Below are 21,960 nucleotides of genomic sequence, written 5' to 3'. Positions count from 1 at the left end.
CAACGCTGCGCTAACGATTCGGGCTCGGGTCGGCGTGGCACACCGGCCGGCGTTGGCTAGCGGCGCGTGAAGACCTGATGCGTGACGCCGCTGGGGCTGCTCACCGATTCCACCGCGAATCGCTGCTCCAGGCCCTCTAATCCGTCCCACAATCGCTCGCCGCGCCCCAGGATGATCGGTACCACCGTGATGTGCAGATGGTCGACGAGGTCAGCGGCGAGGAATTGGCGAACGGTCGACGGTCCGCCGCCGAGCCGGATGTCGGTGTCACCGGCGGCCTTTCGCGCCAACGCGAGCGATTCGGCGGGGCTGGCGTCGATGAAGTGGAAGGTGGTGCCGCCGTCCATCTCGATCGAGGGTCGCGGGTGGTGGGTCAGCACGAACACCGGGGTTCCAAACGGCGGCTCGGCGCCCCACCACCCTTTCCATTCCGCGCCCCCCGCTGTGCCGGCCCACGGGCCGCGCTGCGGCCCGAACTTGCCGCGTCCCATGATCTCGGCGCCGATGCCCGGCGCCCACCTGCCGGCCAGCGCGTCATCGATGCCCGTGGTCCCACCCGTCTCACCGTGCATAGCGCGGAAGGTCCGGGTGGCGAAGAACCATTCGTGTAACCGGCCTCCGGCGTGCCCGAACGGCGCCTCCAGGCTTTGTCCGATGCCCGTAGCGAAGCCGTCGAGGGAAACGGAAAGGTTGTGCACGCGCACCAGTGACATGACGAAATCTCGTTCCTTCGTTGTGGTCCTATTTCGAACTGACCATCGACACCCACGAAACTCATCGATCGGTGGCCGAACCTATGCTGGGCCCATGGCTTCGATCTTCACCAAGATCATCAACCGCGAACTGCCCGGTCGTTTCGTCTACGAGGATGACGACATCGTCGCGTTCCTGACGATCGAGCCGATGACCCAGGGCCACACGCTGGTGGTGCCGCGCGCCGAGATAGACCAGTGGCAGGACGTCGACGGCGCGGTGTTCGCCCGTGTCATGGCAGTCAGCCAGCTAATCGGTAAGGCCGTGTGCAAGGCGTTCAAGACCGAGCGCTCCGGGCTGATCATCGCCGGCCTCGAGGTGCCCCACCTGCACGTCCACGTCTTCCCCACCCGCAGCCTGAGCGACTTCGGGTTCGCCAATGTCGACCGCAACCCGTCACCGCAGTCCCTCGACGATGCCCAGGCCAAGATCAAGGTGGCGCTTGCTCAACTGGCGTGAGCCGGCTCCGGCGCCGAGACATCGCTGATGCGGGGCAGCGTGACGCGGAAGCAGCATCCCTCGCCGGGTGAGGTCAGCACGCTGACGTGGCCGCCGTGCGCGCGCACCAGCGAGTCGACGATGGACAGCCCCAGTCCGGTGCCGCCGCTGGCCCGCGCCCGCGACGAGTCGGTGCGGTAGAACCGCTCGAACACCCGCGACGCGTCCTGCTGACTCATCCCGGGACCCTTGTCGGCCACTTCGAGCACCGCGTCGTCGCCCTCGGTGCCGACGCGAACCGTGACGTCGGCGCTTTCCGGGGTGTGCTGCAGGGCGTTGGCGACCAGGTTGCTGAGCACCTGGCGGATCCGGGGTTCGTCGCCGAGCACCTCCGGGGTGCCGGGGCCGTCGAAGACCTCCATGGTGATGGCGCGCAGGGGGTCGATCGCCTGCGCGTCGTGCACGGCGTCGCTGGCCAGCGCCAATAGGTCGACCCGGTGGTGTTCGAGGGGCCGTTGCACGTCGAGCCGGGCCAACAGCAGCAAGTCGTCCACCAGCAGGCCCATCCGGCTGGCTTCGTTTTCGATCCGCGACAACAGCATGGACACGTCGCGGGCCGCGCCCTGCCGGTACAGCTCCGCGAAGCCACGGATGGTCGTCAACGGCGTGCGCAGTTCGTGGCTGGCGTCGGTGATGAACCGTCGCATCCTGTCCTCGGAACGGCGGGCCTTCTCGGCCGACGACTCCGAGGAGGCCAGCGCCTGCTGTATCTGGGTGAGCATTCCGTTGAGCGCCAAGGAAAGCCGGCCCACCTCGGTGCGCGGATCGCGTTCGGGAACACGGCGATCACGCTGGCCCGCGGCGATCGCCGCGGCGGTATGTTCGACCTCCACCAGCGGTCGCAGGCTGCGGTGCACCACCACGAAGCTGGCGATCCCGACGACGACCAGCACCGCCACCCCGATGCCGAACTGCAACCAGACCAGAGAGCTCAGGGTGTGCTGCACGTCGGACAGGTCGATCGCGACGGTGGTGATGCCGTTCGGCCCCTTCACGGACACCGCTCGCCATTGGATGTTGGAGCCGTTGACCGACGGCAGCGTCGTCGGAACGGGGCCGACGTCGTTGTTCGGCGGCAGCGCCGGTTCGGCGTTGCGGTCGTTGATGGCGGTGAACGGGGTGCCGTCAGTGCCGATGCCCCGCACGTAGAACTTCGACGGCGGCCGGCCAGGGTCGGGGCTTTCGTAAGGGGGCGGCGACTGCCGCCGCGGCGCCTGTGCCCAGCCCCGCGAGGCCTCGAGCAGAGTCTGGTCGATCCGGCCGACGAGCACATGACGCAGGATCGAGGTCACCGCCACGCCCGAGAAGGCCAGCCCGCAGCCCACCAACAGCAGCGTGGCGGCCACCAGACCTACCCGCAGTGGCACCCCGCGTCGAACCTTGTTGGCCATGCCTACATTCTTCGCTTTCGCGCTCAGCGCGGCTCGCGCAGGACATAGCCCACGCCGCGCAGGGTGTGCAACAGGCGCTTCTCGCCCGTGTCGATCTTGCGCCGCAGGTACGAGACGTAGGACTCGACGACGTTGACGTCGCCGCCGAAGTCGTAGCGCCAGACGTGGTCGAGGATCTTCGGCTTGCTCAGCACGGTGCCCGCGTTGATCACGAAGTAGCGCAGCAGCGTGAACTCGGTCGGCGACAGGGACACCGGTTCGCCGGCCTTCCAGACCTCGTGGGTCTCCTCGTCGAGTTCGATGTCGGCGAACGTCAGCCGGGCGTTGCGCGGTTCGGCCCCGCCCTTGCCGGCGCGCCGCAGGATGACCCGCAGCCGGGCCACGACCTCCTCGAGGCTGAACGGTTTGGTCACGTAGTCGTCGCCGCCCAGCGTCAGGCCGGCGATTTTGTCCTGTAGGGAGTCGCGGGCGGTCAGGAACAGCGCCGGGGCGTCGATGCCGTCGGCGCGCAGCCGGCGCAGCACCCCGAAGCCGTCCATGCCGGGCATCATCACGTCGAGGATCACCGCGTCGGGCCGCGCGTCGCGGGCGCGATCCAGCGCCTGGGCCCCATTGGTCGCGGTGTAGACCTCAAACCCCTGGAATTTGAGGCTGACCGAGAGCAGCTCGACGATGTTGGCCTCGTCGTCGACAACCAGTACGCGAGCCTCCGGTTTGGCTTCGTTTGAGGTGGGCGCTGTCATGGGGTACTTCCGTCCTTTGTTTGAACGTTGCCTTTCCGATTATTGTGCGTTTCCTGAAAGCTCGGTGAAAGGCATCTGCTAACAGTCTGCCAGGAATCATCGCATAACCTTGGAATGATGCGGCTTTACCTGGGGTGTCGCGAATAGACTCTGACGGTATGAACCTCGCCAAAGACATCGTGTCGCTTGCGACCGCTCCCGCCCGGGCCGGGCTAGCCGCCGCCGACGCGAGCTTGAGCGTCGCGACCGCGGCGGTGGGCGTGGCGAAGCGCGCGCTGGGCGAGGCGGGCAGCGACGCCCGGACGAACGCGATGGCGTCGATGTTCGGGCTCGACGACGCGATCACCCGCGCCAACCGGTTGGCTCGGCTGTTGGACGACGACGCGCCGCTGGGTCGCGCCGTGGCGCCCGACGGGCCGCTGGACCGGTTGCTGCGCCCAGGCGGCGTGGTGGACATGCTGACGTCGGAGGGTGGCGTGCTCGACCGGCTGACCGCCGAGGGCGGCGCGCTGCAACGCGCCCTGCAGCCGGGCGGGCTGGCCGATCAGCTGCTCGACGAAAACGGGTTGGTCGAGCGGGTGTTGTCCGAGGATGGTCTGGCCGACCGGCTGCTCGCCGAGGGTGGGCTGATCGACAAGCTGACCGCCAAGCGCGGTCCGCTGGACCAGCTCGCCGACGTCGCCGACACGCTGGCGCGGCTGACCCCCGGGATGGAGGCGCTGGAGCCGGCCATTGCCACCCTGCAGGACGCGGTCATCGGGCTGACCATGGTGGTCAACCCGTTGAGCAACATCGCCGACCGGATCCCGTTCCCCGGCCGCCGCCCCGGGCGGCGCTCGCCCACCCGGCCGGTGCGCTCGACGCGCATCATCGAAAGCGAGGAGTGAGCCGTTAGGCTGGCCGCTTGGTTGACCCGGTCCTCAGCGACCGCAGACTCGGTGTCGAGCCTGGCCTCCAAGAGCAAGCGTCGGCGGTGCGACTGTTGACATGCATTGGTGCAGAACACCTTTAGCCGACGGCCTTCGAAAACGACTCCGCACATGAATGGAGCCGCGTGAGAGACTCGAACTCTCGACATCCGCTTTACAAGAGCGACGCTCTACCAACTGAGCTAACGCGGCCGGGGTCGGCTCGATGAGCCACGACGATTCTACGACGGGGTGATGCCGTCGCAGCTGCGGGCAGAGCCGGCAGGATCTACGGTTCGGGCGCGTGGATGCGGAAGCCGGTGACGATCGTGGGCTCGATGGCGATGACGGTGTCCGCCTGGTTAACCCACGGGTGCAGCAGTTGCTCGTAGCGCGAGACTTCGGCGGGATCCGTGACGGTGTACATGCGCCCTGTTGCAACGACGCTCCACCCTGTCCGGGTCGCCGGGTCGAAGCTGTCGACCTCGTAGGCGACCACCGAATCGTCCCTAGACCGCATGGCGGCCGAGATCGCCGAGGTCAGCCGGGTGCGGATGATGATGCGGCCGTCGTCGACCAGATGATTGACCGGACGGACCGCGGGAAGCGCACTAAGCGTAAAGACGACCCGCCCATACTCGGCGCCGGCCAGCAAGCGCATCGCCTCGGTGTCGCTTAGCCGTTGGGCGCCGACGGCCGGCCGAGTCAAGCCGAGGCCGCCGTCATAGTCCAAATCGTCCATAGCCTCAGAATCTTGCACTACCTTCCGCGTGGGCACCTAGGGCCAAAGTGCCCACGTCGGATGACCACAATCGGGTCAAGACTTCTTCGATGGAATGACGACGACGACGATCAACGTCAGGATCGAGAAGAACAGCCCGAGAATGCCCCAGCCGAGAGCGCTGCGGCCCTTCATAGCGGCGATGCCGGCGCACACGATGGCCGCGACGACGCTGCCGATCGCGACGAAGATGCCTTTGATGCCCTTGAGGATGATGCCCGCGGCCTCCGGCTGTTGTGCCGCTGCCAGGACAACGCTGTGCAACATGATGCCTCCTCGGTGAACGACACAGTCGGGGTGTGCGCCGGTCTGACTGCGTAGATACCCAAACCGGCAAACAACCAAGCGCGCCGCAAGGACCGTGGGGGAGTAGTCCCGCCGGCAGCGGGTAGTCCTTACCAAAGGAAATTGTTGGCGCTGGAGGTCACGCGATGCCGGTTACGGCGGGTCATGTCCCCGGGTTGACGTCGGGACTGCGCAGGGTCCCGATGGACCCGGGGCGGTTCCACAGCGGGCGTTGGTTCGTTTTGCTCGAGGGCGCGCTGGTGAGTGCCTTCGGCATCGCCGGGCTCGTCTCGGCGGCCCTGCATCCGCATGCCGGGCCCACCGGGTCCTCGGTTCTCGGTCTGACCGCGACCCCCTGGTACAGCGGGATGCTGCTGGCCTTTGGCGTGGCGGCCATGGCGTGCTCCTGGAATCGCCGCGCGGCGATAGCCGTGACCGCGCTGAGTGCCCTCGCCTACACCCTCTTGCTGTTCATCAGCGCCGTCGCCACGGCGCGCGACAAACCGACGCCGCTGGGGTTTCACGCCGCGGACGTGCTGCTGCACGGTGTGCTGGCGGTGGTCAACCTCGCACTGCTGATGTGGCTGATTCCCGACGAGCTGGGCGACGAGGTCTGGGCGCCGCGACGGCGGCGGCGTCGCGATCGGCGACGACCGCCGACCCCCGCGCCGTCCACCACCGACCCGCCGGCCGCGCCCGTGAGGGCGGTTTCGTCGACGAGCGCACCGGAGCCGCGCGGTCGTCCAAACCCACCGCCACAGAGCCCGGCGACCGAAGAGCCGTCAGCGCACCGGGTGGCAGCGTCAACGGACGCGAAGCACCCCGTCCCTCGGCCCACGACTCCGGTGTTCTCACGCTGGATCGTCGTGGCAATGGCGCTCCTGGTGGCCGTCGCCGGCATCGTCATCTGGCTACGCCACCGCTGATACTGGCAGGAACTTTCCAGGTTCCACGCGGGGGCATCCGCCTAGCATTGATATTGGTTGGTCGTAGCACTTGCCGGGCCTCGGATGCGGAAGTTAGTCGCGGTATCAGTTGCCGTTGGCGCTTTGATGCTCAGCGGGACCGTTGCGCACGCCGGCACGCCGCCACCGACCCCCAGACCGCCGCCGGGCACGCCGAAGTGCCTGACCTTCGACGGCCAGCAGCTCAATTACCTGCCGTGCGGATGGACGACGGATGGCAAGCGATGGACTCCGCCGCCAGCGCCACCCGATCCGTGATAGATCACGGTTGGCCCGGGAGAGCGGGCAGGGCGTCTCGGATGCCTTGCAGGTCGCCCCGGATGCCCTGCAGGTCACCCTGCACGGCCTGCAGGTCCGAGAGGGCCTTCTGGAGGCCCGGCTGTAGCTCCCCCGGGCTTGCCTGTTCGTACTGAGGACAGTAGGAGACGACGGCTCCGCCCACGAAGCTCGCGCTCTGGTTGGAGTCCCATATCGTCGATCCTTGGACAAATCGGATCGCCTCGGCGAAATCCGGTTGGCGGCTGAGGAAGTCGCAGACCGCGTGCCCATGGGTCGTCACGTACTCGGGGCTGGGGACCGGCACGCCGTCGTGTTTCAACGCGCCGATCAAGACGCGGTCCGCGATGTCGAGCTGCGGAGCGAGTGCAGCCGGCGCGGCCGGGCTGGGTCGCACACTCGACGGCGGTGGCGGGACTGCCGCCGGCTCGGCCGCCGGCTCGGGGTTGTGCGCCCGCGATATCACCACCACCGCGGCGACACCGGCGATCAGGGATAGCGGCAAGGCCGCGAGGAGGCCGAGGCGACGCAGCGGGCCCTTGCGGCGCGAAGACGCGATGGCACCGGTCGTGCGCCGGGGCCCGGTCTCGGCGGCAACCTCCGGCTCGGGTACCGGCGCGCGATGGCCCAGCCGCTCGTCGAGCAGGTCGTCGACCTCCCGGATCGACGGCTGCCCGCCCTGCTCACGGATCGACCGGCGCCCAAGGGCGATGCGCCGCAATTCTGAGTCGATCGTCTCCCGATCGCGCATATCAGCCAGTCTGATGGTGCGAGAACGTTCTCACAAGCGGCGGCGACTACAAGGCGAGCGCCCGGCGCAACACCGCGACCGCCTCGTCCCCCTCGCGCCGCGAGATCGCCGCGTCCGGGATGAGGGCAGAACCGTGGAAAGTCCCTGGGAACAAATGCAATTCGACGGTGACCCCGGCGGCCAGCAGGGCCTGGGCGTAGGCGATGCCTTCATCGCGCAGCGGGTCGAAGTGCATCACGGAAATGTAGGCGGGCGGTAATCCCGCCAGGTCGGTCGCGCGGGCGGGTGCGGCATAGATCGACACGTCCGCGGAGCCGGCGCGGCCCGCGCCGAGGTAACAGTCCCAACTCGCCACGGCCTTCGGGCGACTCCACAGCGGGGTGTCGGTGAAGGCGGTCATGCTGGCGGTGGCGAGCCGGTCGTCGAGCTCGGGCACCCCGAGGAACTGGAACGCGATGTGCGGACCCTGACGATCCCGGGCCAGCAGCGCGAGCGCGGCGCACAGCCCGCCGCCGGCGCTGACGCCGTGGATGGCGATGCGGCGCGGATCCACCCCGAGCTCGGCCGCGTGCGCCGCGGTCCACACCAGCCCGGCGTAGACGTCCTCGAGCGGCCCGGGAAACGGTGTCTCCGGGGCGAGCCGGTAGTCGACGGCGACCACCACGACACCGAGCGCGCGCGCCAGCCCCACGTTGCCGGCGTGTTCGGTCTCTAGGTCTCCCGCGATGAACCCGCCGCCGTGGACGCTGTAGACCGCCGCGGGTCCGCTGCGTTGCGTTGGTCGGTAGATCCGGACCGGCACCTCCGGGTCGCCGGGGCCGCCGGGGATCAGGCGATCCTCACAGTCCACGCCCGTCAGGTCCGGGGCCGGCAACTGGGCGATCATGGCTTTGAGGGACGACCGCATCGCCGCCGGATCGGCACCGTCGAGGTCGGGCAGCATGGGCACCACGGCGGCGAGCTCGGGGTCGAACGCGTATGTCATCTTGGCCTCCTGCTCCCTCGGGATACCGGCGTTAACGATGATAGTATGTTGTTAACGCGCGTTAGAAGTGGGGATTTGTGATGACGGCCAACGACCTCGGAGAAATGATCGCCGAGCACTACGCGATCAGCGGCACGGACCTGGCCGAGGCGTTGCAGAGCCTCCCCTCGATCCGGCCCGACGCGGCGGCGCTCTCGGAGGCGGACGCGGCGCTGTTCGATGAGTCGGACTTCGCCGAGGATGACCGCGCATACGCCCGCGTCACGGTGGAGACGCTCGGCCGCGTCGCCCGTCTCATCAACACGGCGTATTCGGGTGGTCAGGTCGCCGAGCTTCTCGGCGTCAACGAATCTCGGGTGCGCCAGCGCCGCGCCGACCGCACCTTATGGGCGATTCAGGATCGCGGCGGCTGGGTCTTTCCCGCTCTGCAGTTCGACGACGAGGCCGGGCGGCGCGGTCAGATCCGGGGGCTCGACCAGGTATTGCCGGCGCTCCCGACCGACCTGCATCCCGTGTCGGTCGCTGGGTTCCTCACCGCACCGCAACCCGACCTGAGCGTCGATGGTGAACCGGTGTCGCCACTGGACTGGTTGCGCAGCGGCGGAGACATTCGGCTGGTGCTCAGCGTTGCCGAGGCCGCCGACTGGGCCAGCAGGTGAGCGACGCCGAAACCCTTGGCGATCCGCCGTCGAAAGAGAAGCTGCAGGCGATCGGGATCCGTGACGACGAACTGCGCGCGATCCGCCGGTCAGCGACATGGTGGCGGGTGCATCGCACGCAGGGCGAACATGTCTTGGCCTGGAACGAATTTCGGGTCTATGGGCCGCTGCTGAGGTTCGACCCGCACCCACAACCCGAGGGCGACCACCCCGACCACGGCGTGTGGTACGGGGCCTCCGTGCCCGGTGCAGCGCTTGCCGAGGCGTTCCGAGCGCACCGCACCATCGACCGGGTCCGCGAAGCGCCGTACCTGACGTCATTGCGGTTCACCCGAGACCTACTGCTGCTCGATGTCGCCGTCGACAGCGCCGGAGCGTGGCCGACGCGCGCCGGCGGCACTTTTGCCATGTCGACCGCGCCCCATGCGATCACCCAAAGGTGGGCCCGCGTCATCGTCGCGGCGTACCCGACCCTCGATGGAATGCGGTACAACAGCCGGTTCGCCGGCAAGGCGTGCATCGCGTTGTTTCCGCCGGCCGCGACGGCAATGCCGCTGCGGCCATCCTCCTCGCACCCGTTGACGCATCCCGGCCTGGCAAAGCGCATCGCTCGTGTCGCCGACCGTCTCGGCTACTCGATGGTCTAGATCAGACCCGCCAGTTCCGCCGACAGCCCGCCGACGCTGGTATGGGTCACGGCGTGCACCAGGTCCCGGGTCACCGCGATCGGAAAGTGCAGCGCCGCGCCGGCGACCTCGTCGACGCCATTTTGCGCGGCGCTGAGGAAGGTCACCGGATCGCCGGTGCCGAAGGCCGCCCAACTGTTCCAGGCCGCGAATTGCGGCGCGGTGATCAGGTCGCGCGCGTCGACGAACAGCTTGGTGGGCAGGGTCGGTGGCCCCACGGGTATGCCGTCCCAATTCGTCATCGTCCAGCCGCCCTGCGGGCTGCCCTGCACCACGATGACGCCGGTGTTGGGCAACGGGTGGGTGAGCATCAGCAGGGGGTTCGGGTTGTTGACGTTCATCAGCGTCCCGACCTCGATCGCGAATTCGCTGGAGAAAGCGACGTCGGTGACGTGGCCGTTCACCGGGTTCACCACCGGGTTCGTCATGGCGGTGCCGTACATCGTCTGCATCGCGTTGGTGAAGCCTTGGTCGAAGACGATCCCATTGAGGTGCGCGGATCCGGGGGCGAGCATCGGCACGATCGGGAATCCGAGCGTCCACGCCAGCGGGGCCACCAGGTACATGAGGCCCTGGGGGCTGATGTCCGGTGCGCCGTCGAAGATGCCGGCGTTGATCTCATTGAGCCCGGACAATATCGGCACGTTGGTCATGCCGGCGAAGAACGCGGTCTGCTGCACCCTGGTCAGCTGCGACTCGAAAACCCCCGCGAAGTTGCCTTGTGCCCCAAGCACCGTGCCGATTGCCGTCGCCTGCTGGGCGCCCAGGGCGGTGAGGGGCAGTCCGGGCACGGCCGTATCGATCAGGTTGGCCGCGTTGCCGATTGACTGGCCGTGCCGCACGAAGTCGATGACGATCGACTGCTGGTTGCCGCCGGTGCCGCCGATGGCCGCGTTGATGATCGGCGCGAGCGCCTGGCCGAAAGGGCTGTTGTCCCAGGCCTGTTCGATCGCGCGAAGCGGACCGGCCAGGGGCGCCGCGGCGGCCCCGCCCAGCGGAGCCCGCAGCGACGCCGCAATGCCGGCCTCCGCGGCCGCGTACGACGACGCGGCTGCGCTCAGCGCGCGCACGAACTGCTCGGAATACGTCGCCGCCCGCGCCGCCGCCGCCTGATACTCCTGGGCGTGGGCGCCGAACAGCGCCGAGATGGCCGCCGACACCTCGTCGGCGCCCGCCGCGGCCAGTTCGGTCGTCGGGATGGCCGCCGCCAGATTGCCGGCGCTTACCGCCGCACCGACCTGCGCGGCGTCCGCCGCGGCCGTCTCCAAGACGTCCGCCGTCACGACCACAAACGACATCGCCCACCCCCCGGTGCTCCTGCGTACTCGCCATCATGAGGCTCAGCGCCAGAAAAAATACGCGTATCGGCAGATTTGAAAACGAGCATCGCCGTTTGCGCTTCCGCGCGTGTTGGCGAGGGGTTCAGCCCGTGGTCACTTTTTCCAAGGCTGCGGGTTGTGCACGATGTTGTTGTAGTACGTCGCGATGTCGTCGTCCACCCGCGTGACGGTGTCGTTGCCGAGGGTCCGGCTGAGCGCGCTCGAGAGATCGCTGTCGTAACTTTCGACGGGATTGGCGTCACGCCACGCCTGGGGCATTTCGGCGTAGGTGGCGATCCGCATGGGGCCATGGGGCTGCTGCGGGTCGACGGGCCGGTAGAACTCCGGTCCGAGCCCGTTCAGGGGTTGGCCGGACGCCAGGAAGCCGTCGAGCACGAGCCGCGGTGGCGCGGTGTGCGGCATGTCCGGGATCGACGGCGTGGTCGGCTGTGCACCAACGATGTCGTGCTCCATGGCCGCGCCGATGAGACCCGCTCCGCCGCCGACGATTCCGGCGCCCGGGACCGGAAGCGCGCCCACGCCGAAGCTGCCGCCCTTGGTGAGGACTTCGTAGGCCGATTTCTTCAGGTTGTACGCGGCCATCGCGTCGGAGTTCGACGCGTTGTACGTGCCGACGTCGACGAGGCCTTTCAACCGGGCCGCGTACTTGAGGCCCTCGTCGTGATTGATTAGATCGGGCACGTGGTTGCCAACGGCTTGGGCGAACCGGCTGTCGGCCTGGATGATGTCGCGGTCGGCGGCGCCGTTGAAATAGTCCGACGCCGTCTTGTCGGTGCTCAACACCGAGAAAATACCTTTCGCCACCGGCCAGGAATCGTTTTCCTGGTTCTCGGCGGAGTCGGGGGTGCCGAAGAACTGCGACAAGTCGTTGTGTTCGCCCGCGATGTTGGGGATGTACGGCGCCAGCCCGTGCGCAAAGGACTGCACGAGACCGGGATTCGCCCCACCCAGCGTGGTGGTGCCCAACCCGTCGGGCAGCTTGAGCAGATCGCCGGCGTGCTGGCCCAGATAGGTCGCGTAGGAATGCGCGGTCCTGCCCGCGATTTCGGCCTCCGCCCCGGTTGGGTTCTCGGTCCAGCTGAACAACGAGCCGACCGCCCTGCCGCCGTCGTCCCACCGATTGTGGGTGACGTCGGACAGGAACTGATCGTGACCGCCGCCGGTGATCAGGTCCGTCACCCGCAGGTGATCTCGCCCGGCGGCGCGGAACACGTCGTCAAGGACGCCGCGCTGGTCGCCGTGCAGCAGGCTGTGGTCGAGGAGCTGTCCGTGCGGGAGCTCCTCGTGCAGTTCGCGTGCACCCCAGTCGAGCATCGCTTTGTCCAGTTCGGTGCCGTGCTGCAGCGCGGGGTTTCCGTCGCCGACGATCTTTGCGATCGACTCCATATCGTCGGCCGACCAGCGAGACGATTCGTTGCCGGTGAGTGTGTTCTGCACGCTCTGCGGCAGCTGAGAAAACCCGCCGCGCGTCGTGTCCGATCCCTGCTTGGCACCCACTTTCAGCGGAGTCTTGGGGAACGTGAGGCTCGGGTTGCTCATCAGCTGCAACGAGTCGCCGATCATGTTCTTCTCGACACCGAGGCGTTCTTCGGCGGTTTGGAGCTGGGGAACGGTCATCCCATGCTCTTGTGCCTGCAGCTGACTCAAAACCGCTGCCTGCTCGGCGGTTAACGGCACCTTGCCGGCGAGCTGGTCGGGGGTGATGGTGCCCAGCACGCCGTTGACCCGGGCCGCGGCGCCCTTATCGCCGCCGAGCGCACCGTGGACGTCTCGCTCGGCCGTGTCGGGCGTCTCCGCCTCATGCCCGTCGGCGCCCCAAATCCTGGCGGGGTCATATCCATCGGTGGCCAGATTTGACTGCCCGCTCTGCAGAATCTTCGAATAGGTGCCGCGGATCGAATGCAGCCGGCCCACAGCCCTTTTGGTGACGTCGACCGCGCCGTTCTCGCACGAATCGATGAATTCGTCAAGCGCGTGCCGATCCTCGTCGGTAGTCACATGATGTTTCATAGCCACGGCCTGGGCGATCATGTCGTCGAGCTCGCGCAGCGACGTTTCCAGGGCCGAGATCGTTGCCTTGCCGCCCTTTTGCGCCTCGGCCAGGGCGGCGGCGACCTCTTCGAGATGCGCCCCGATCTTGGGCAACTGCTCGGACTGCTCCCCCAGCGCTCGCGCGGTGCGCTGCACCTCGGCGGAATCGTTGATCGGATTATCGCCGTTTTCGTGGGTCCAGGACTCCTCGAAGCGACGACGCGCCTGCTCGAACGTGGCGTCGGCCTCGGCGGTGGATCTGCCCGCACCGTGGAAAGCGCCGGCCAGGGCCGAGATCTGCGCCGGACGACCGGCTTGCAGGCTTTGATTGATCGCCCAAGGATCGCCACCGGCGGCGGCGACCAGCCCAGGGATGCTGATGTATTGGAGCTGCATACCACCCCCCTCCGGCCCCTGCCAAACTCGAGATCAGACTACTGCCGCAAATTTGCCGGTCAATTCAGCGCACGACTGAACGCGAAAGTGCAACTACCGACACATTTCCCGAGTGCCGGCTGGTAGTTGCACTTTCGCGGCATTCAGTTTTGACTTTTCTTGCGCGACAGGAACGCCTGCATATGTTGCTGTGGCTCCCCGGTCAGGAACGCGAGCGCGAACTGCTCGATGCTGTCCTCGATCGCCCCGTGCACCGTCATATCGAACCAGCTGTTGAGTAGCCGCTTTTGTTGGCGGACCGCCTGCGGGCCGAATCCGACGAATTTCGTTGCCAGCTCGGCAATTCGGGCGTCGAGGGCACGGGCCGGGACGACCTCGTGCACCAAGCCCCAGGAGGCGGCGGTGTCGGCGTCGACCGTCTCCCCCGTGAGGAGTAGCCACGCCGCGTGCGAGGCCCCGATGAGCGCCGGCAGCAACGCCGAATGGATCACCGACGGGATGCCGACCGCCACCTCCGGCATCCCGAATGTGGCTCCCGACTCGGCGATCCGCAGATCACACGACGCCGCGACCTCCAGGCCGCCGCCCAGGCACCAGCCCGCGAGCCGGGCGATGACGGGGACCGGGCAGTCGCGAATCGCCTCACACAGGCCCGCTAGCCGGCGGATGAACACCTCGGCGCTGGACCGATCGAGGGCGACCATCTCGTTGATGTCGGCGCCGCCGATGAACGCCTTCTCGCCGGATCCGCGGAATACGACGACCCGCACGTCGCTGTCGTGGCTCACGGTGGCGAACGTCCGCGTCAGTTCCTCGATGGCCCCGGTGCCGAGGATGTTCAGCGGTTTGGCGTTGATCAACTCGAGGGTGACGACGCCGCCGTCGCGGCCGAGCCTGACGAATCGCTTGTCCGCGGTGCCCATGCGCCCCTTCCCGGCCTCGCTTGTCGACTGGGGCCGACAGTTGGAAGCCGCCCCGACGCATGCCGGGGCGGCTTTCACAAAGGGCTCGAGAGCGTCAGTACAGCGGTACCCAGACGCCGAAGAACCAGTAACCCCAACCTCCGTAATACCAGTTGAAGACCGGGAAGACGGTGAAGGTGTTGTACTCGAACGGGCCGAAATCGGACCGAGCGTGGACGACGTCGCGCGGCGGCCCGCTCCACGGGCGGTTCCAGCCGCCGGGAGGCGGCGGACCGTCCCAGCCGCCGGGGGGCGGCGGGCCATACCAGCCGGGCGGGGCGCGGTGCGGAGCCGGGCCGTCGTTCCAGCCCCAGCCGCGGACCGGCGGCGGCGGCGCGCCTCGGCCCACGATGCTGAATTGGGCGTTACCGGCGGGGCCGCCGACTTCCGCGCTGGCCGTGACCAGGTCGCGGCGCGGAACGTAGGCCGGGTGGGGAGGCTGCGTGCTCGGCGGATTCAGCGCCGGGCGCGCCTCCCGCCCCGACGGCGGGCTGGTTTGCCCGCTCGCCGGTGCCGTGGTTTGCGGGCTCGGCGGAGTCGTCTGCCCGCCGGGCTGCGTGGTTTCCGTCCTCGGCGGCTCGCTGCCGCGTGTCCACGACGGGTGGGTGCTTTGGGTGGCCGGCGGCTCGGTGGTGGCCGGCGGCTCGGTGGTGGCCGGCGGCTGGGTGCTCTGCGTCGCCGGCGGCTGACTTTGGGTGGCCGGCGGCTGACTCTGGGTGGCCGGCGGCGCGGTGCTGTGGGTGGCCGGCGGCTGGCTTTGCGTGCTCGGCGCCTGCGGCGGGTTCTGCGGCGCCGGTGTCGCCCCGCCGCCACCACCGCCGTGGCAGTTCGGGCACGGAGGCGGCGGGTCGAGCGGCGCGGAGCTGGCGAACCCCGGGTTCAGCGCGGAGATCCCGAGGCCGGCCACGAGCGCCGCCGCGCTGGCAATACGTTTCATCGACATGGAATGCGTCCCCTCTTGGGTGTCGGTGCCTGCGCTACGGGCAGGTCACGTCCAGCTCAAATGGCTTGGTCACCGTCTTCGGCTGCTGCGGGTCGCTCATGTCGGTACCCGTCGCCGTGCCCTTGATCGCGTAGGACTTGCCGTTGACCGCGGCCCCCGCGTTGCTGGCCTGGTTCGGAGCGGCGTCGGAGAAGCCTAGCGCGATGCCGTTGACGCTGCCCAGCCCGACGGAATGAACGATCGGCGGATTGTCGGTGCTGAGCACGGCGCCGATACCGGCTGTCGCGTCACCGATTCCGATGGTGACCACGCCATTGGCCGTGTTGCACGTGACCTGGCCGCTGACGTTTTGATTTTGACCATCGACCGTGAGCTGAGGGCCCGACGCCGCCGGCGCCCCCGAACTCGTTGAGGCTCCGGTGCTGGACTTGTTGCTCGAACAACCGGCACACGCCGCGACCGCCACGGCCATGCCCGCTACGCCGACCACGATCCCACGCTTCACTAGTGCTCCCCTTCGTGTCGCTGGTGCGCTACCTTTTCCCCGTTCCTACCATTCGCAAACGTCGGTTCTCGCGCCCGGTGGTCAGGCCAGGACGCGCAGGCCCCACTTGCCGAGCAGGGGGGTCACCAGCGCGAAGTACGTCGTGTAATCGTCACCATCGGGTGAAGACGTCAGCAGCCCCACGGCGCTGGCGGTGCCGTCCGGGTTCTTCACGAAACCGGGACTGCCGCTGTCGCCGTTGAGGCTGTAGACGCTGGTCTCGACGACGTCGTTCTCCACGCTCTTGACGGTCCCGCACGTCTCTCCGGTGACCGCGCCGATCTTGCAGAACGGCATGCCGACCTGAATCTGCGCCGCGCTCAACACATCCCGGACCGGATACTTGCCGCCGACGTGACCGTCCGGCGCGCCGACGTTCGGATTGAGATGGATGATGGCGGCGTCCCGCGTGTCGCCGTCTTGCTCGCTGGCCGTGATCCTTCCGAGCCGGACGTCATCGCCGTAGGTCCATACCGAATCGTCGTGGTGGTCACAGTGCCCACTGGTCATGAGGTAATAGCTGCCGTCATCACCTTGGGCCGCGAAGCCCGCTGTGCACGAGCTGTTTTCGTCCTCAACCTTGATGCCCGGCGCCACCCCCGGGTCGGCCAGGACGGGGTGCGCCAGGACCGTCGCCGCAATGACCACGGCGGCGATCGCCCCCGACCCTCGCAACCAACGCAACCCCACGCCGCCTCTCTTCTTGGGTAGGGCAGCATGTTAACAGCAGCAACTGGGTTCGGTTCGACGTCGTTGGCCGCAGGGTTATCCAGTGCGAAGTGGAGGACGCGTGTTCGGTATCGGTGGCCGACGGCTGGAGCGGAAACTACGCGGGCAGGGCCGGGCGGCGATGGCTACCGTGCTGTCCACCCGCCGCACGATGTCCGGCCTCTACAAAACCAACGACCCCTTCTATCAGACCCCACCTACCCAGGCGACGCCGGACCTCTGGGCGATGACGGTCCGGGTGCAGCCCCAGAATGCGCCCGCGTTCGAGGCCCGAATCGAGGCTTGGCTCTGGGAGGCGGAGCGGCCGTGGCTCAACACCGTGGTCGCGGTGCTCTACGACCCTTCCGATCAGCACAAGGTCATCCTGGATCGCTCCCCCGAGGCCCAAAACGCCGCCCGGCAAGCGACTTTCGCGATGCGCGAGCGATGGCTGGAAGAACAGGCCCGCAGTCCGGTGGACCGGCTCACCGAGCTGATGAACCTGCGGGACCGGGGCGAGCTCACCGCCGACGAGTACGAGGCGCAGAAGCGAAAACTGCTCGGGCAGTAGGCGGTACGCGTGTCACCCGGCGTCCACATGCCGGCCAAGGAAACCCAGGACAGCCTCGGCGAAGATGTCGTTGCGGTCGCCGGCGACCATGTGTCCCGCGCCGCGCACATCGGTGAACTCGACCTGGGGGAAGCGCGCGAGGAACTCGTCGGCGCGCTCCTGGCTGACCAGGTCGCTCACCTGACCCCGAATCAACAGCATCGGCACGCCATTACGCAGGATCGCGTCGACGGCCGCGTGCATCCGATCGGCGTCGGTGACCTCGAACGGGGGGTACGGCGCGGTGCCGCTGATGAACTGCGGATCCCAGTGCCAGTACCAGCGATCGCCGCGGCGGCGCAGGTTGGCGGTCAGTCCGTCGAGGTCGGTGGGCCGGGGCCGGTGCGGGTTGTATTCGGCAATCGCGTCCGCCACCTCTTCGAGTGAGCCGAAGCCGGACTCCACCCGGTCGGACATGAAGTTATGGATGCGGGTTGCCCCGGACTGCTCCATGTTGGGCACGATGTCGACCAGGACGACGGCGCTGGCGGTGCCCGGGGAGAGCTCGCCTTCCAGCAGCATCGAGGTGAAGCCACCCAGGGACGCGCCGACCAACACCGGGCGCGACGGCAGAGTGCGCAGCACCTCTTGCACGTCCGCGGCGAAGCTGACCACGCGATAGTCACCCTCGCTGGACCAGTCGGATTCCCCGTGGCCGCGCAGGTCGATGGTGACGGCCTGCCAGCCGCGGTTGGCCACGGCCGCCGCCGCCTTGGCCCAGGAGCGGCGGGTCTGCCCGCCACCGTGCAGAAACACCACGGCGCGCGCTTGGGGATCGCCCAGCCGGTCGGCGACGATGCGAACACCGCCGGTCCCCCGGGTCGAAAACGTTTCAGGTGCGCTCGTCATCAGGAGATAGTAAGACGACCTCGCAATCTCCCGGCGCTTCCGTGAGGTATTGGTCCCCTCCGGAGAACTTGGCGATCCGCCGGATCAACCCGGCCCGACTAGGAGAGGCGCTGCTTGCTGGCCTTGACGGGTGCGCTGCTGGGCGCCAGCTTGAGCAGATTGCCGCGCAGGCTTCCCCGCGCGGTGCGGGCGGCCACCAGAAACCAGGTGAACAGCAAACCGGCGTAGGCGATGGTCGCGGTCGCCTTGAACGCCGGCAGATGCGTGTGCGCGGCGAGCTGCGCGGTGCCCGTGACGAAGGTGCCCACCGGAAAGGTCAGACTCCACCAGGTGAGGGCGAACGGCATGCCCCGTCGGAGGGTCCGCACCGTGAGTGAGGCGGCCAGCGCGATCCACAGCATCGCGAACCCCCACACCGGAACCCCGTAAAGGATCGCGAACGCGTCCATGTCCTCGGCCACTTCCGGCTTGACGGCAAGCGGCGCGGTCGCCCCGAGAAGCCCTGCGGCAGTGATGGATTGGCCGAGCGGGCCGAGCACGATCCATAGGGTGGGCACGCGCGCGGTGCCGGAGGTGCCGTACAGCACCAGCCGGGACCAGATCATCGCGATGATGTTCAACGAGGCGATCAGCGACAGCCCGAACATCGCGTAGCAGCCGTAGAGCATGGTCTCTCGCCCGGCGCCCGCCGCCATGTGTGGAAGCAGCAACGCGCCCGTCGCCGCCGACACCATGGGCGGAACGACCGGCATCAACCATCCGCCGAACGCCGCGTCCGGCTCGACGTCGTGCTGGGTGAACATGAGAAACGGGATGCTGACCGCGGTGAACAGCCCACCGAGCGTACCGCCCGCCCAGAGCGCCCAGTCGAGGTCGACGGCGACGCGTTCACCGATCAGATCGGAGCCGACGAGCACCGCTCCCCCGCCGACCGTCAGCAGCGCCATGGGCGCCGCACCGTAGAAATGGGCCATCTGCGGATTACGCGCGTGAGTGCGCGCCACGGTGGGGTGGCGCAACCAGTGACCGCCCACCAGGACGATCAACACTGTCAGCAGCCCCGCTGCGATCACCCAGACCACTTGGGCGAACGCCCGCAGCCCCACGATGTGGACCGGCAGCGTGGCGCCCGCGGTGGCCACGATGCCGGTGCCCATGACCGCGGCGAACCAGTTGGGCCCGATGTTGCCCAGCACCTCGACCCGGGTGTGCGGCGACGGCGCGTGCGCGTTGACTGTGGCCATAGCCAGCAGACCCTAGTGCGGCGCGTGGCGGGGCACGTCGATTTGTGAGCCCCTACACTCCGAACGTGACCCATCCCGCGCGGACCCGTCGCGGACTGGGCGGCGCGCCGCTGACGCTGGTGATTGCCGTCATGTTGTTCATCGCCGTCCTGGCGATACCGGTGAAGCAACGGTGCGGCGCCCCGGGCCTTTCGTGCGCCTCGGCAGTGGACCCGCAGGGCAACGTTCACTATTACTACGAGGTAGAACCGCTCGGCGTATACCTCGCCGAAATCGTCGCGGGCTCGAATATTCGCTGGTATTACGCGTCCGGCGAGGACCTGGTCAGGCCCCGATAGGCAGCTGGAGGCCACCATGTGGGTACGTGCGGCAGCGGCACTGTTCGTGATCGTCGCCTCGATGGCCGCCACCCCCGCCGGCGATATGACGCTCGTCGATGTACGCCAAAACCTCTGTCGCACAGCGTCTTTCTGCCCCGCCGACCCTCCGCCCGACGCCGGCGATCAAGCCACCGCCGAGCAGAGGATCATCGACGGCTACGTCGAGAAGCAGCTCACCTGCACGCCCGATTTGCCGCCCAACCCCCAGTCCGTCACCTGGGATCCGCCTGGTTTCGCGCCCTACGCCGGCGGTTCCGGGTTCATTCGCGATGCGAATCCTCAACTGGGCGGTCAGTATCGGGCCGACTATGTGAACGGCCGATGGCACATTGAATATCCGTATTGCTGAATGGCGTTCGACCACCCGCATCGCGAACGTCGACCAGTTGGCCGAAATTCCGCGCACATTTCGCGCAACAACTCGACGCGGAATGCCAAATTGGTAACGGGTTGGGTTCGATCCCGGCACGACGGCGCGGCACGGGCCGGCAGATTGTGCGCAAAGCCGCTGGTAGCGGCCGAATCGACGCGACGAAGCGGGGCGGCCGGCGGCGGGTGAGCCTCGTTACATCAACCCGCTCAATTGGGGGGTTCACAGCAAGCTAACGCATACTTGACGGCATGCTGCAAGCGACATCACCGCAAACCGCCGTTGCGGTGCCGGGTGGTGCGCTGGTAAAAGGACGAGGTTTTTGATGGCACGCTCAGGCGGCGCGCATCGCCGCCATCGGGCCGTTACCCAACCGTCGCGCCTCCGCAAGGGACTGACGCGCGGGTTGATGACGCTGGTGTCGGTGGGGGCCATCCTGATGACCGGGGCCGGGTACTACGTGGCCCACGGGGCGCTGGGCGGCATCACGGTCTCCGACGCGCTGTCGGCGGAGGATCCGCGTTCCAGTGGCGACAACATGAACATCTTGCTCATCGGGCTGGACTCGCGCAAAGACCAGGACGGCAACGATCTGCCCTACTCGATCCTGAAGCATTTGCACGCCGGCGATTCCGACGACGGCGGCTACAACACCAACACGCTGATCCTGGTGCACATCGGTGCCGACAACAAGGTCGTCGCCTTCTCGATCCCGCGCGACGACTGGGTGGCGTTCAACGGCGTTCCGGGATACAACCACATCAAAATCAAAGAGGCGTACGGGCTGACCAAGCAATACGTCGCGAACAAGCTCGCCAATCAGGGCACCAGCAGTCAGAAGGAACTCGAGACCAAGGGCCGGGAGGCGGGCCGGGCGGCGACCCTGCGCGCGGTGCGCAGCCTCACCGGCGTCCCGATCGACTACTTCGCCGAGGTCAACTTGGCCGGTTTCTACGACCTGGCCCAATCGCTGGGCGGTGTGGAAGTCTGCCTGAATCACGCGGTCTACGACTCGTATTCGGGCGCCGACTTCCCGGCCGGGCGGCAGACACTGGATGCCTCCCAAGCGCTTTCGTTCGTCCGGCAGCGGCACGGCCTGGAAAACGGGGACCTGGACCGCACCCACCGGCAGCAGGCGTTCATCTCGTCGGTCATGCAGGAGCTGCAGGCCTCGGGCACCTTCACGAACCTGGACAAGCTCAAGAGCTTGATGGCCGTGGCGCGCAAGGATGTGGTGCTGTCCTCCGGCTGGGACGAGGAACTGATTCAGCGCCTGGGCACGCTGTTCTCCAGCGGCAACGTCGAATTCCGGACGCTGCCCGTCGTGCGCTACGACAACATCGACGGTCAGGACGTGAACATCATCGACCCGGCCGCGATCAAAGCCGAGGTGGCCCAGGCGATCGGCGCACCACAGCCGTCGACCACGCCCGCCACCACCGCCGCCAAACCCAGCCCGTCAACCGTCGTCGACGTGGTCAATGCCGGCAGCGTGAGCGGGATGGCCACCGAGGTGTCCCGCGCGCTGAAGAAGCACGGCTACACCGCCGGTCAAGTGCGCGACCGCAATTCGGGTGAACCGACCGCCACCACCATCGAATACGGCGCCGGCGCGGAGACCGACGCGCGCAACGTGGCCACCCTGCTCGGCCTCGACGCGCCCAAGCAGCCCAACGCCGCCGTGCAGCCCGGGCACATCCGGGTGACCGTGGACACCAACTTCTCGCTGCCGGCCCAGGACGACACCACGATGGACGACACGACAACGACCACCACCACCACCACGACCAGCAAGTCCAACACGTATTACTACAACGGCACCACCACGACCTATCCGACGCCCGATCAAGGGAAGCCGATCGACGGCGGCGGGGTGCCCTGCGTCAACTAGCGGCGCCGCGG

The 21,960-nt window shown here is 67.8% G+C and carries 24 protein-coding genes and 1 tRNA gene; 9 read left to right on the top strand and 16 right to left on the bottom strand.

The features are described 5' to 3' along the window. Positions 1-56: 56 nt before the first annotated feature. Complete coding sequence (locus tag A5673_RS08105; RefSeq protein ID WP_068229609.1) at positions 57-713, bottom strand: dihydrofolate reductase family protein; 657 nt, start codon at positions 711-713, stop codon at positions 57-59. Positions 714-807: 94 nt separating this feature from the next. On the opposite strand from A5673_RS08105, the gene A5673_RS08100 reads away from it, so the two are divergent. After that, positions 808-1,212, top strand: coding sequence for an HIT family protein (locus A5673_RS08100; protein WP_068229606.1), 405 nt, complete (start codon positions 808-810; stop codon positions 1,210-1,212). Here the strand turns inward: A5673_RS08100 and A5673_RS08095 are convergent. Both A5673_RS08095 and phoP read right to left on the bottom strand, forming a co-directional pair. Continuing rightward, positions 1,200-2,642, bottom strand: coding sequence for a cell wall metabolism sensor histidine kinase WalK (locus tag A5673_RS08095; RefSeq protein WP_068229602.1), 1,443 nt, complete (start codon positions 2,640-2,642; stop codon positions 1,200-1,202). The genes A5673_RS08100 and A5673_RS08095 overlap by 13 nt on opposite strands. A gap of 23 nt (positions 2,643-2,665) precedes the next feature. Further along, positions 2,666-3,385: a two-component system response regulator PhoP gene (gene phoP / locus A5673_RS08090; RefSeq protein ID WP_068229599.1), complete on the bottom strand. Its 720-nt coding sequence runs from the start codon at positions 3,383-3,385 to the stop codon at positions 2,666-2,668. A 158-nt stretch (positions 3,386-3,543) separates the two neighbouring features. On the opposite strand from phoP, the gene A5673_RS08085 reads away from it, so the two are divergent. Next, positions 3,544-4,272 carry a hypothetical protein gene (locus A5673_RS08085; RefSeq protein ID WP_068229596.1) on the top strand — a complete coding sequence of 243 codons (729 nt, stop codon included), beginning with the start codon at positions 3,544-3,546 and terminating at the stop codon, positions 4,270-4,272. A 158-nt stretch (positions 4,273-4,430) separates the two neighbouring features. Here the strand turns inward: A5673_RS08085 and A5673_RS08080 are convergent. The 3 genes from A5673_RS08080 to A5673_RS08070 form a co-directional block, all read right to left on the bottom strand. Continuing rightward, positions 4,431-4,506 (bottom strand) — tRNA-Thr (locus tag A5673_RS08080). Between the two features lie 76 nt (positions 4,507-4,582). Further along, entirely contained in the window at positions 4,583-4,954 is a 372-nt protein-coding gene (locus tag A5673_RS08075; RefSeq protein ID WP_231970942.1) for a pyridoxamine 5'-phosphate oxidase family protein, read from the bottom strand. Between the two features lie 156 nt (positions 4,955-5,110). After that, a complete protein-coding gene (locus A5673_RS08070) occupies positions 5,111-5,341 on the bottom strand; it encodes a deoxyribodipyrimidine photolyase (RefSeq protein ID WP_068229590.1) in 231 nt (76 codons plus the stop codon). Positions 5,342-5,505: 164 nt separating this feature from the next. On the opposite strand from A5673_RS08070, the gene A5673_RS08065 reads away from it, so the two are divergent. Further along, positions 5,506-6,285, top strand: coding sequence for a DUF4383 domain-containing protein (locus A5673_RS08065; RefSeq protein ID WP_082958608.1), 780 nt, complete (start codon positions 5,506-5,508; stop codon positions 6,283-6,285). Positions 6,286-6,586: 301 nt separating this feature from the next. On the opposite strand, the gene A5673_RS08060 is transcribed toward A5673_RS08065, so the two are convergent. Continuing rightward, positions 6,587-7,351 (bottom strand): DUF732 domain-containing protein, encoded by a 765-nt coding sequence (locus tag A5673_RS08060; protein WP_068229584.1) that lies wholly within the window; start codon positions 7,349-7,351, stop codon positions 6,587-6,589. A 46-nt stretch (positions 7,352-7,397) separates the two neighbouring features. Beyond that, positions 7,398-8,336: an alpha/beta hydrolase gene (locus A5673_RS08055; protein WP_068229580.1), complete on the bottom strand. Its 939-nt coding sequence runs from the start codon at positions 8,334-8,336 to the stop codon at positions 7,398-7,400. 80 nt (positions 8,337-8,416) lie between these two features. On the opposite strand from A5673_RS08055, the gene A5673_RS08050 reads away from it, so the two are divergent. Together A5673_RS08050 and A5673_RS08045 are read left to right on the top strand one after the other, a co-directional pair. Then, positions 8,417-8,995, top strand: a complete 579-nt coding sequence (locus tag A5673_RS08050; RefSeq protein ID WP_068229575.1) for a hypothetical protein — start codon at positions 8,417-8,419, stop codon at positions 8,993-8,995. Then, positions 8,992-9,642, top strand: coding sequence for an RES family NAD+ phosphorylase (locus A5673_RS08045; RefSeq protein WP_156748000.1), 651 nt, complete (start codon positions 8,992-8,994; stop codon positions 9,640-9,642). Before A5673_RS08050 ends, A5673_RS08045 begins: the two co-directional genes overlap by 4 nt. On the opposite strand, the gene A5673_RS08040 is transcribed toward A5673_RS08045, so the two are convergent. From A5673_RS08040 to A5673_RS08015, 6 genes are all read right to left on the bottom strand, one after another. After that, positions 9,639-10,979 carry a PE domain-containing protein gene (locus A5673_RS08040; protein ID WP_068229569.1) on the bottom strand — a complete coding sequence of 447 codons (1,341 nt, stop codon included), beginning with the start codon at positions 10,977-10,979 and terminating at the stop codon, positions 9,639-9,641. The two genes, A5673_RS08045 and A5673_RS08040, sit on opposite strands and share 4 nt — an antisense overlap. A gap of 135 nt (positions 10,980-11,114) precedes the next feature. Further along, complete coding sequence (locus tag A5673_RS08035; RefSeq protein ID WP_068229561.1) at positions 11,115-13,448, bottom strand: hypothetical protein; 2,334 nt, start codon at positions 13,446-13,448, stop codon at positions 11,115-11,117. A 143-nt stretch (positions 13,449-13,591) separates the two neighbouring features. Further along, complete coding sequence (locus A5673_RS08030) at positions 13,592-14,371, bottom strand: enoyl-CoA hydratase (protein ID WP_068229559.1); 780 nt, start codon at positions 14,369-14,371, stop codon at positions 13,592-13,594. 94 nt (positions 14,372-14,465) lie between these two features. Further along, complete coding sequence (locus A5673_RS29480; RefSeq protein ID WP_068229676.1) at positions 14,466-15,347, bottom strand: MAP_0585 family protein; 882 nt, start codon at positions 15,345-15,347, stop codon at positions 14,466-14,468. Between the two features lie 40 nt (positions 15,348-15,387). Beyond that, complete coding sequence (locus A5673_RS08020; protein ID WP_082958606.1) at positions 15,388-15,858, bottom strand: lipoprotein LpqH; 471 nt, start codon at positions 15,856-15,858, stop codon at positions 15,388-15,390. Positions 15,859-15,939: 81 nt separating this feature from the next. After that, complete coding sequence (locus tag A5673_RS08015; RefSeq protein WP_068229554.1) at positions 15,940-16,587, bottom strand: S1 family peptidase; 648 nt, start codon at positions 16,585-16,587, stop codon at positions 15,940-15,942. A gap of 100 nt (positions 16,588-16,687) precedes the next feature. Here A5673_RS08015 and A5673_RS08010 point away from each other — a divergent pair, with 100 nt between their 5' ends. Continuing rightward, on the top strand, positions 16,688-17,176 hold the full coding sequence (locus A5673_RS08010) for an SHOCT domain-containing protein (protein WP_068229551.1): 489 nt from the start codon (positions 16,688-16,690) through the stop codon (positions 17,174-17,176). Between the two features lie 12 nt (positions 17,177-17,188). Here the strand turns inward: A5673_RS08010 and A5673_RS08005 are convergent, their stop codons facing one another. Together A5673_RS08005 and A5673_RS08000 are read right to left on the bottom strand one after the other, a co-directional pair. Beyond that, entirely contained in the window at positions 17,189-18,064 is an 876-nt protein-coding gene (locus A5673_RS08005) for an alpha/beta fold hydrolase (RefSeq protein ID WP_197518322.1), read from the bottom strand. Positions 18,065-18,162: 98 nt separating this feature from the next. Further along, positions 18,163-19,308 (bottom strand): TDT family transporter, encoded by a 1,146-nt coding sequence (locus A5673_RS08000; protein WP_068229549.1) that lies wholly within the window; start codon positions 19,306-19,308, stop codon positions 18,163-18,165. Between the two features lie 131 nt (positions 19,309-19,439). On the opposite strand from A5673_RS08000, the gene A5673_RS07995 reads away from it, so the two are divergent. The 3 genes from A5673_RS07995 (at position 19,440) to A5673_RS07985 (ending at position 21,949) form a co-directional block, all read left to right on the top strand. Beyond that, positions 19,440-19,646, top strand: coding sequence for a hypothetical protein (locus tag A5673_RS07995; protein ID WP_068229669.1), 207 nt, complete (start codon positions 19,440-19,442; stop codon positions 19,644-19,646). A 16-nt stretch (positions 19,647-19,662) separates the two neighbouring features. Further along, positions 19,663-20,037 (top strand): integrase, encoded by a 375-nt coding sequence (locus tag A5673_RS29900; protein WP_068229546.1) that lies wholly within the window; start codon positions 19,663-19,665, stop codon positions 20,035-20,037. A 346-nt stretch (positions 20,038-20,383) separates the two neighbouring features. Continuing rightward, positions 20,384-21,949, top strand: a complete 1,566-nt coding sequence (locus tag A5673_RS07985; RefSeq protein WP_082958605.1) for an LCP family protein — start codon at positions 20,384-20,386, stop codon at positions 21,947-21,949. Positions 21,950-21,960 lie beyond the last annotated feature (11 nt).

The sequence above is a fragment of the Mycobacterium sp. E3198 genome, assembly GCF_001667015.1.
Lineage (GTDB): Bacteria > Actinomycetota > Actinomycetes > Mycobacteriales > Mycobacteriaceae > Mycobacterium.
The sequence above is the reverse complement of the archived record's forward strand: the minus strand, read 5'-3'. Positions and strand labels throughout refer to the sequence as shown.

Excerpts from the sequence above, each read along its gene's own strand:
- A5673_RS29900 (WP_068229546.1), top strand. The coding sequence starts at position 19,663 with ATGTGGGTACGTGCGGCAGCGGCACTGTTCGTGATCGTCGCCTCGATG.
- A5673_RS08075 (WP_231970942.1), bottom strand. The coding sequence starts at position 4,954 with ATGCGCTTGCTGGCCGGCGCCGAGTATGGGCGGGTCGTCTTTACGCTT.
- A5673_RS08105 (WP_068229609.1), bottom strand. The coding sequence starts at position 713 with ATGTCACTGGTGCGCGTGCACAACCTTTCCGTTTCCCTCGACGGCTTC.
- A5673_RS08085 (WP_068229596.1), top strand. The coding sequence starts at position 3,544 with ATGAACCTCGCCAAAGACATCGTGTCGCTTGCGACCGCTCCCGCCCGG.
- A5673_RS29480 (WP_068229676.1), bottom strand. The coding sequence starts at position 15,347 with ATGAAACGTATTGCCAGCGCGGCGGCGCTCGTGGCCGGCCTCGGGATC.
- A5673_RS08050 (WP_068229575.1), top strand. The coding sequence starts at position 8,417 with ATGACGGCCAACGACCTCGGAGAAATGATCGCCGAGCACTACGCGATC.
- A5673_RS08000 (WP_068229549.1), bottom strand. The coding sequence starts at position 19,308 with ATGGCCACAGTCAACGCGCACGCGCCGTCGCCGCACACCCGGGTCGAG.
- A5673_RS08005 (WP_197518322.1), bottom strand. The coding sequence starts at position 18,064 with ATGACGAGCGCACCTGAAACGTTTTCGACCCGGGGGACCGGCGGTGTT.
- A5673_RS08100 (WP_068229606.1), top strand. The coding sequence starts at position 808 with ATGGCTTCGATCTTCACCAAGATCATCAACCGCGAACTGCCCGGTCGT.
- A5673_RS08095 (WP_068229602.1), bottom strand. The coding sequence starts at position 2,642 with ATGGCCAACAAGGTTCGACGCGGGGTGCCACTGCGGGTAGGTCTGGTG.
- A5673_RS08040 (WP_068229569.1), bottom strand. The coding sequence starts at position 10,979 with ATGTCGTTTGTGGTCGTGACGGCGGACGTCTTGGAGACGGCCGCGGCG.
- A5673_RS08065 (WP_082958608.1), top strand. The coding sequence starts at position 5,506 with ATGCCGGTTACGGCGGGTCATGTCCCCGGGTTGACGTCGGGACTGCGC.
- phoP (WP_068229599.1), bottom strand. The coding sequence starts at position 3,385 with ATGACAGCGCCCACCTCAAACGAAGCCAAACCGGAGGCTCGCGTACTG.
- A5673_RS08060 (WP_068229584.1), bottom strand. The coding sequence starts at position 7,351 with ATGCGCGATCGGGAGACGATCGACTCAGAATTGCGGCGCATCGCCCTT.
- A5673_RS07985 (WP_082958605.1), top strand. The coding sequence starts at position 20,384 with ATGGCACGCTCAGGCGGCGCGCATCGCCGCCATCGGGCCGTTACCCAA.
- A5673_RS08030 (WP_068229559.1), bottom strand. The coding sequence starts at position 14,371 with ATGGGCACCGCGGACAAGCGATTCGTCAGGCTCGGCCGCGACGGCGGC.
- A5673_RS08035 (WP_068229561.1), bottom strand. The coding sequence starts at position 13,448 with ATGCAGCTCCAATACATCAGCATCCCTGGGCTGGTCGCCGCCGCCGGT.
- A5673_RS08070 (WP_068229590.1), bottom strand. The coding sequence starts at position 5,341 with ATGTTGCACAGCGTTGTCCTGGCAGCGGCACAACAGCCGGAGGCCGCG.
- A5673_RS07995 (WP_068229669.1), top strand. The coding sequence starts at position 19,440 with ATGTTGTTCATCGCCGTCCTGGCGATACCGGTGAAGCAACGGTGCGGC.
- A5673_RS08055 (WP_068229580.1), bottom strand. The coding sequence starts at position 8,336 with ATGACATACGCGTTCGACCCCGAGCTCGCCGCCGTGGTGCCCATGCTG.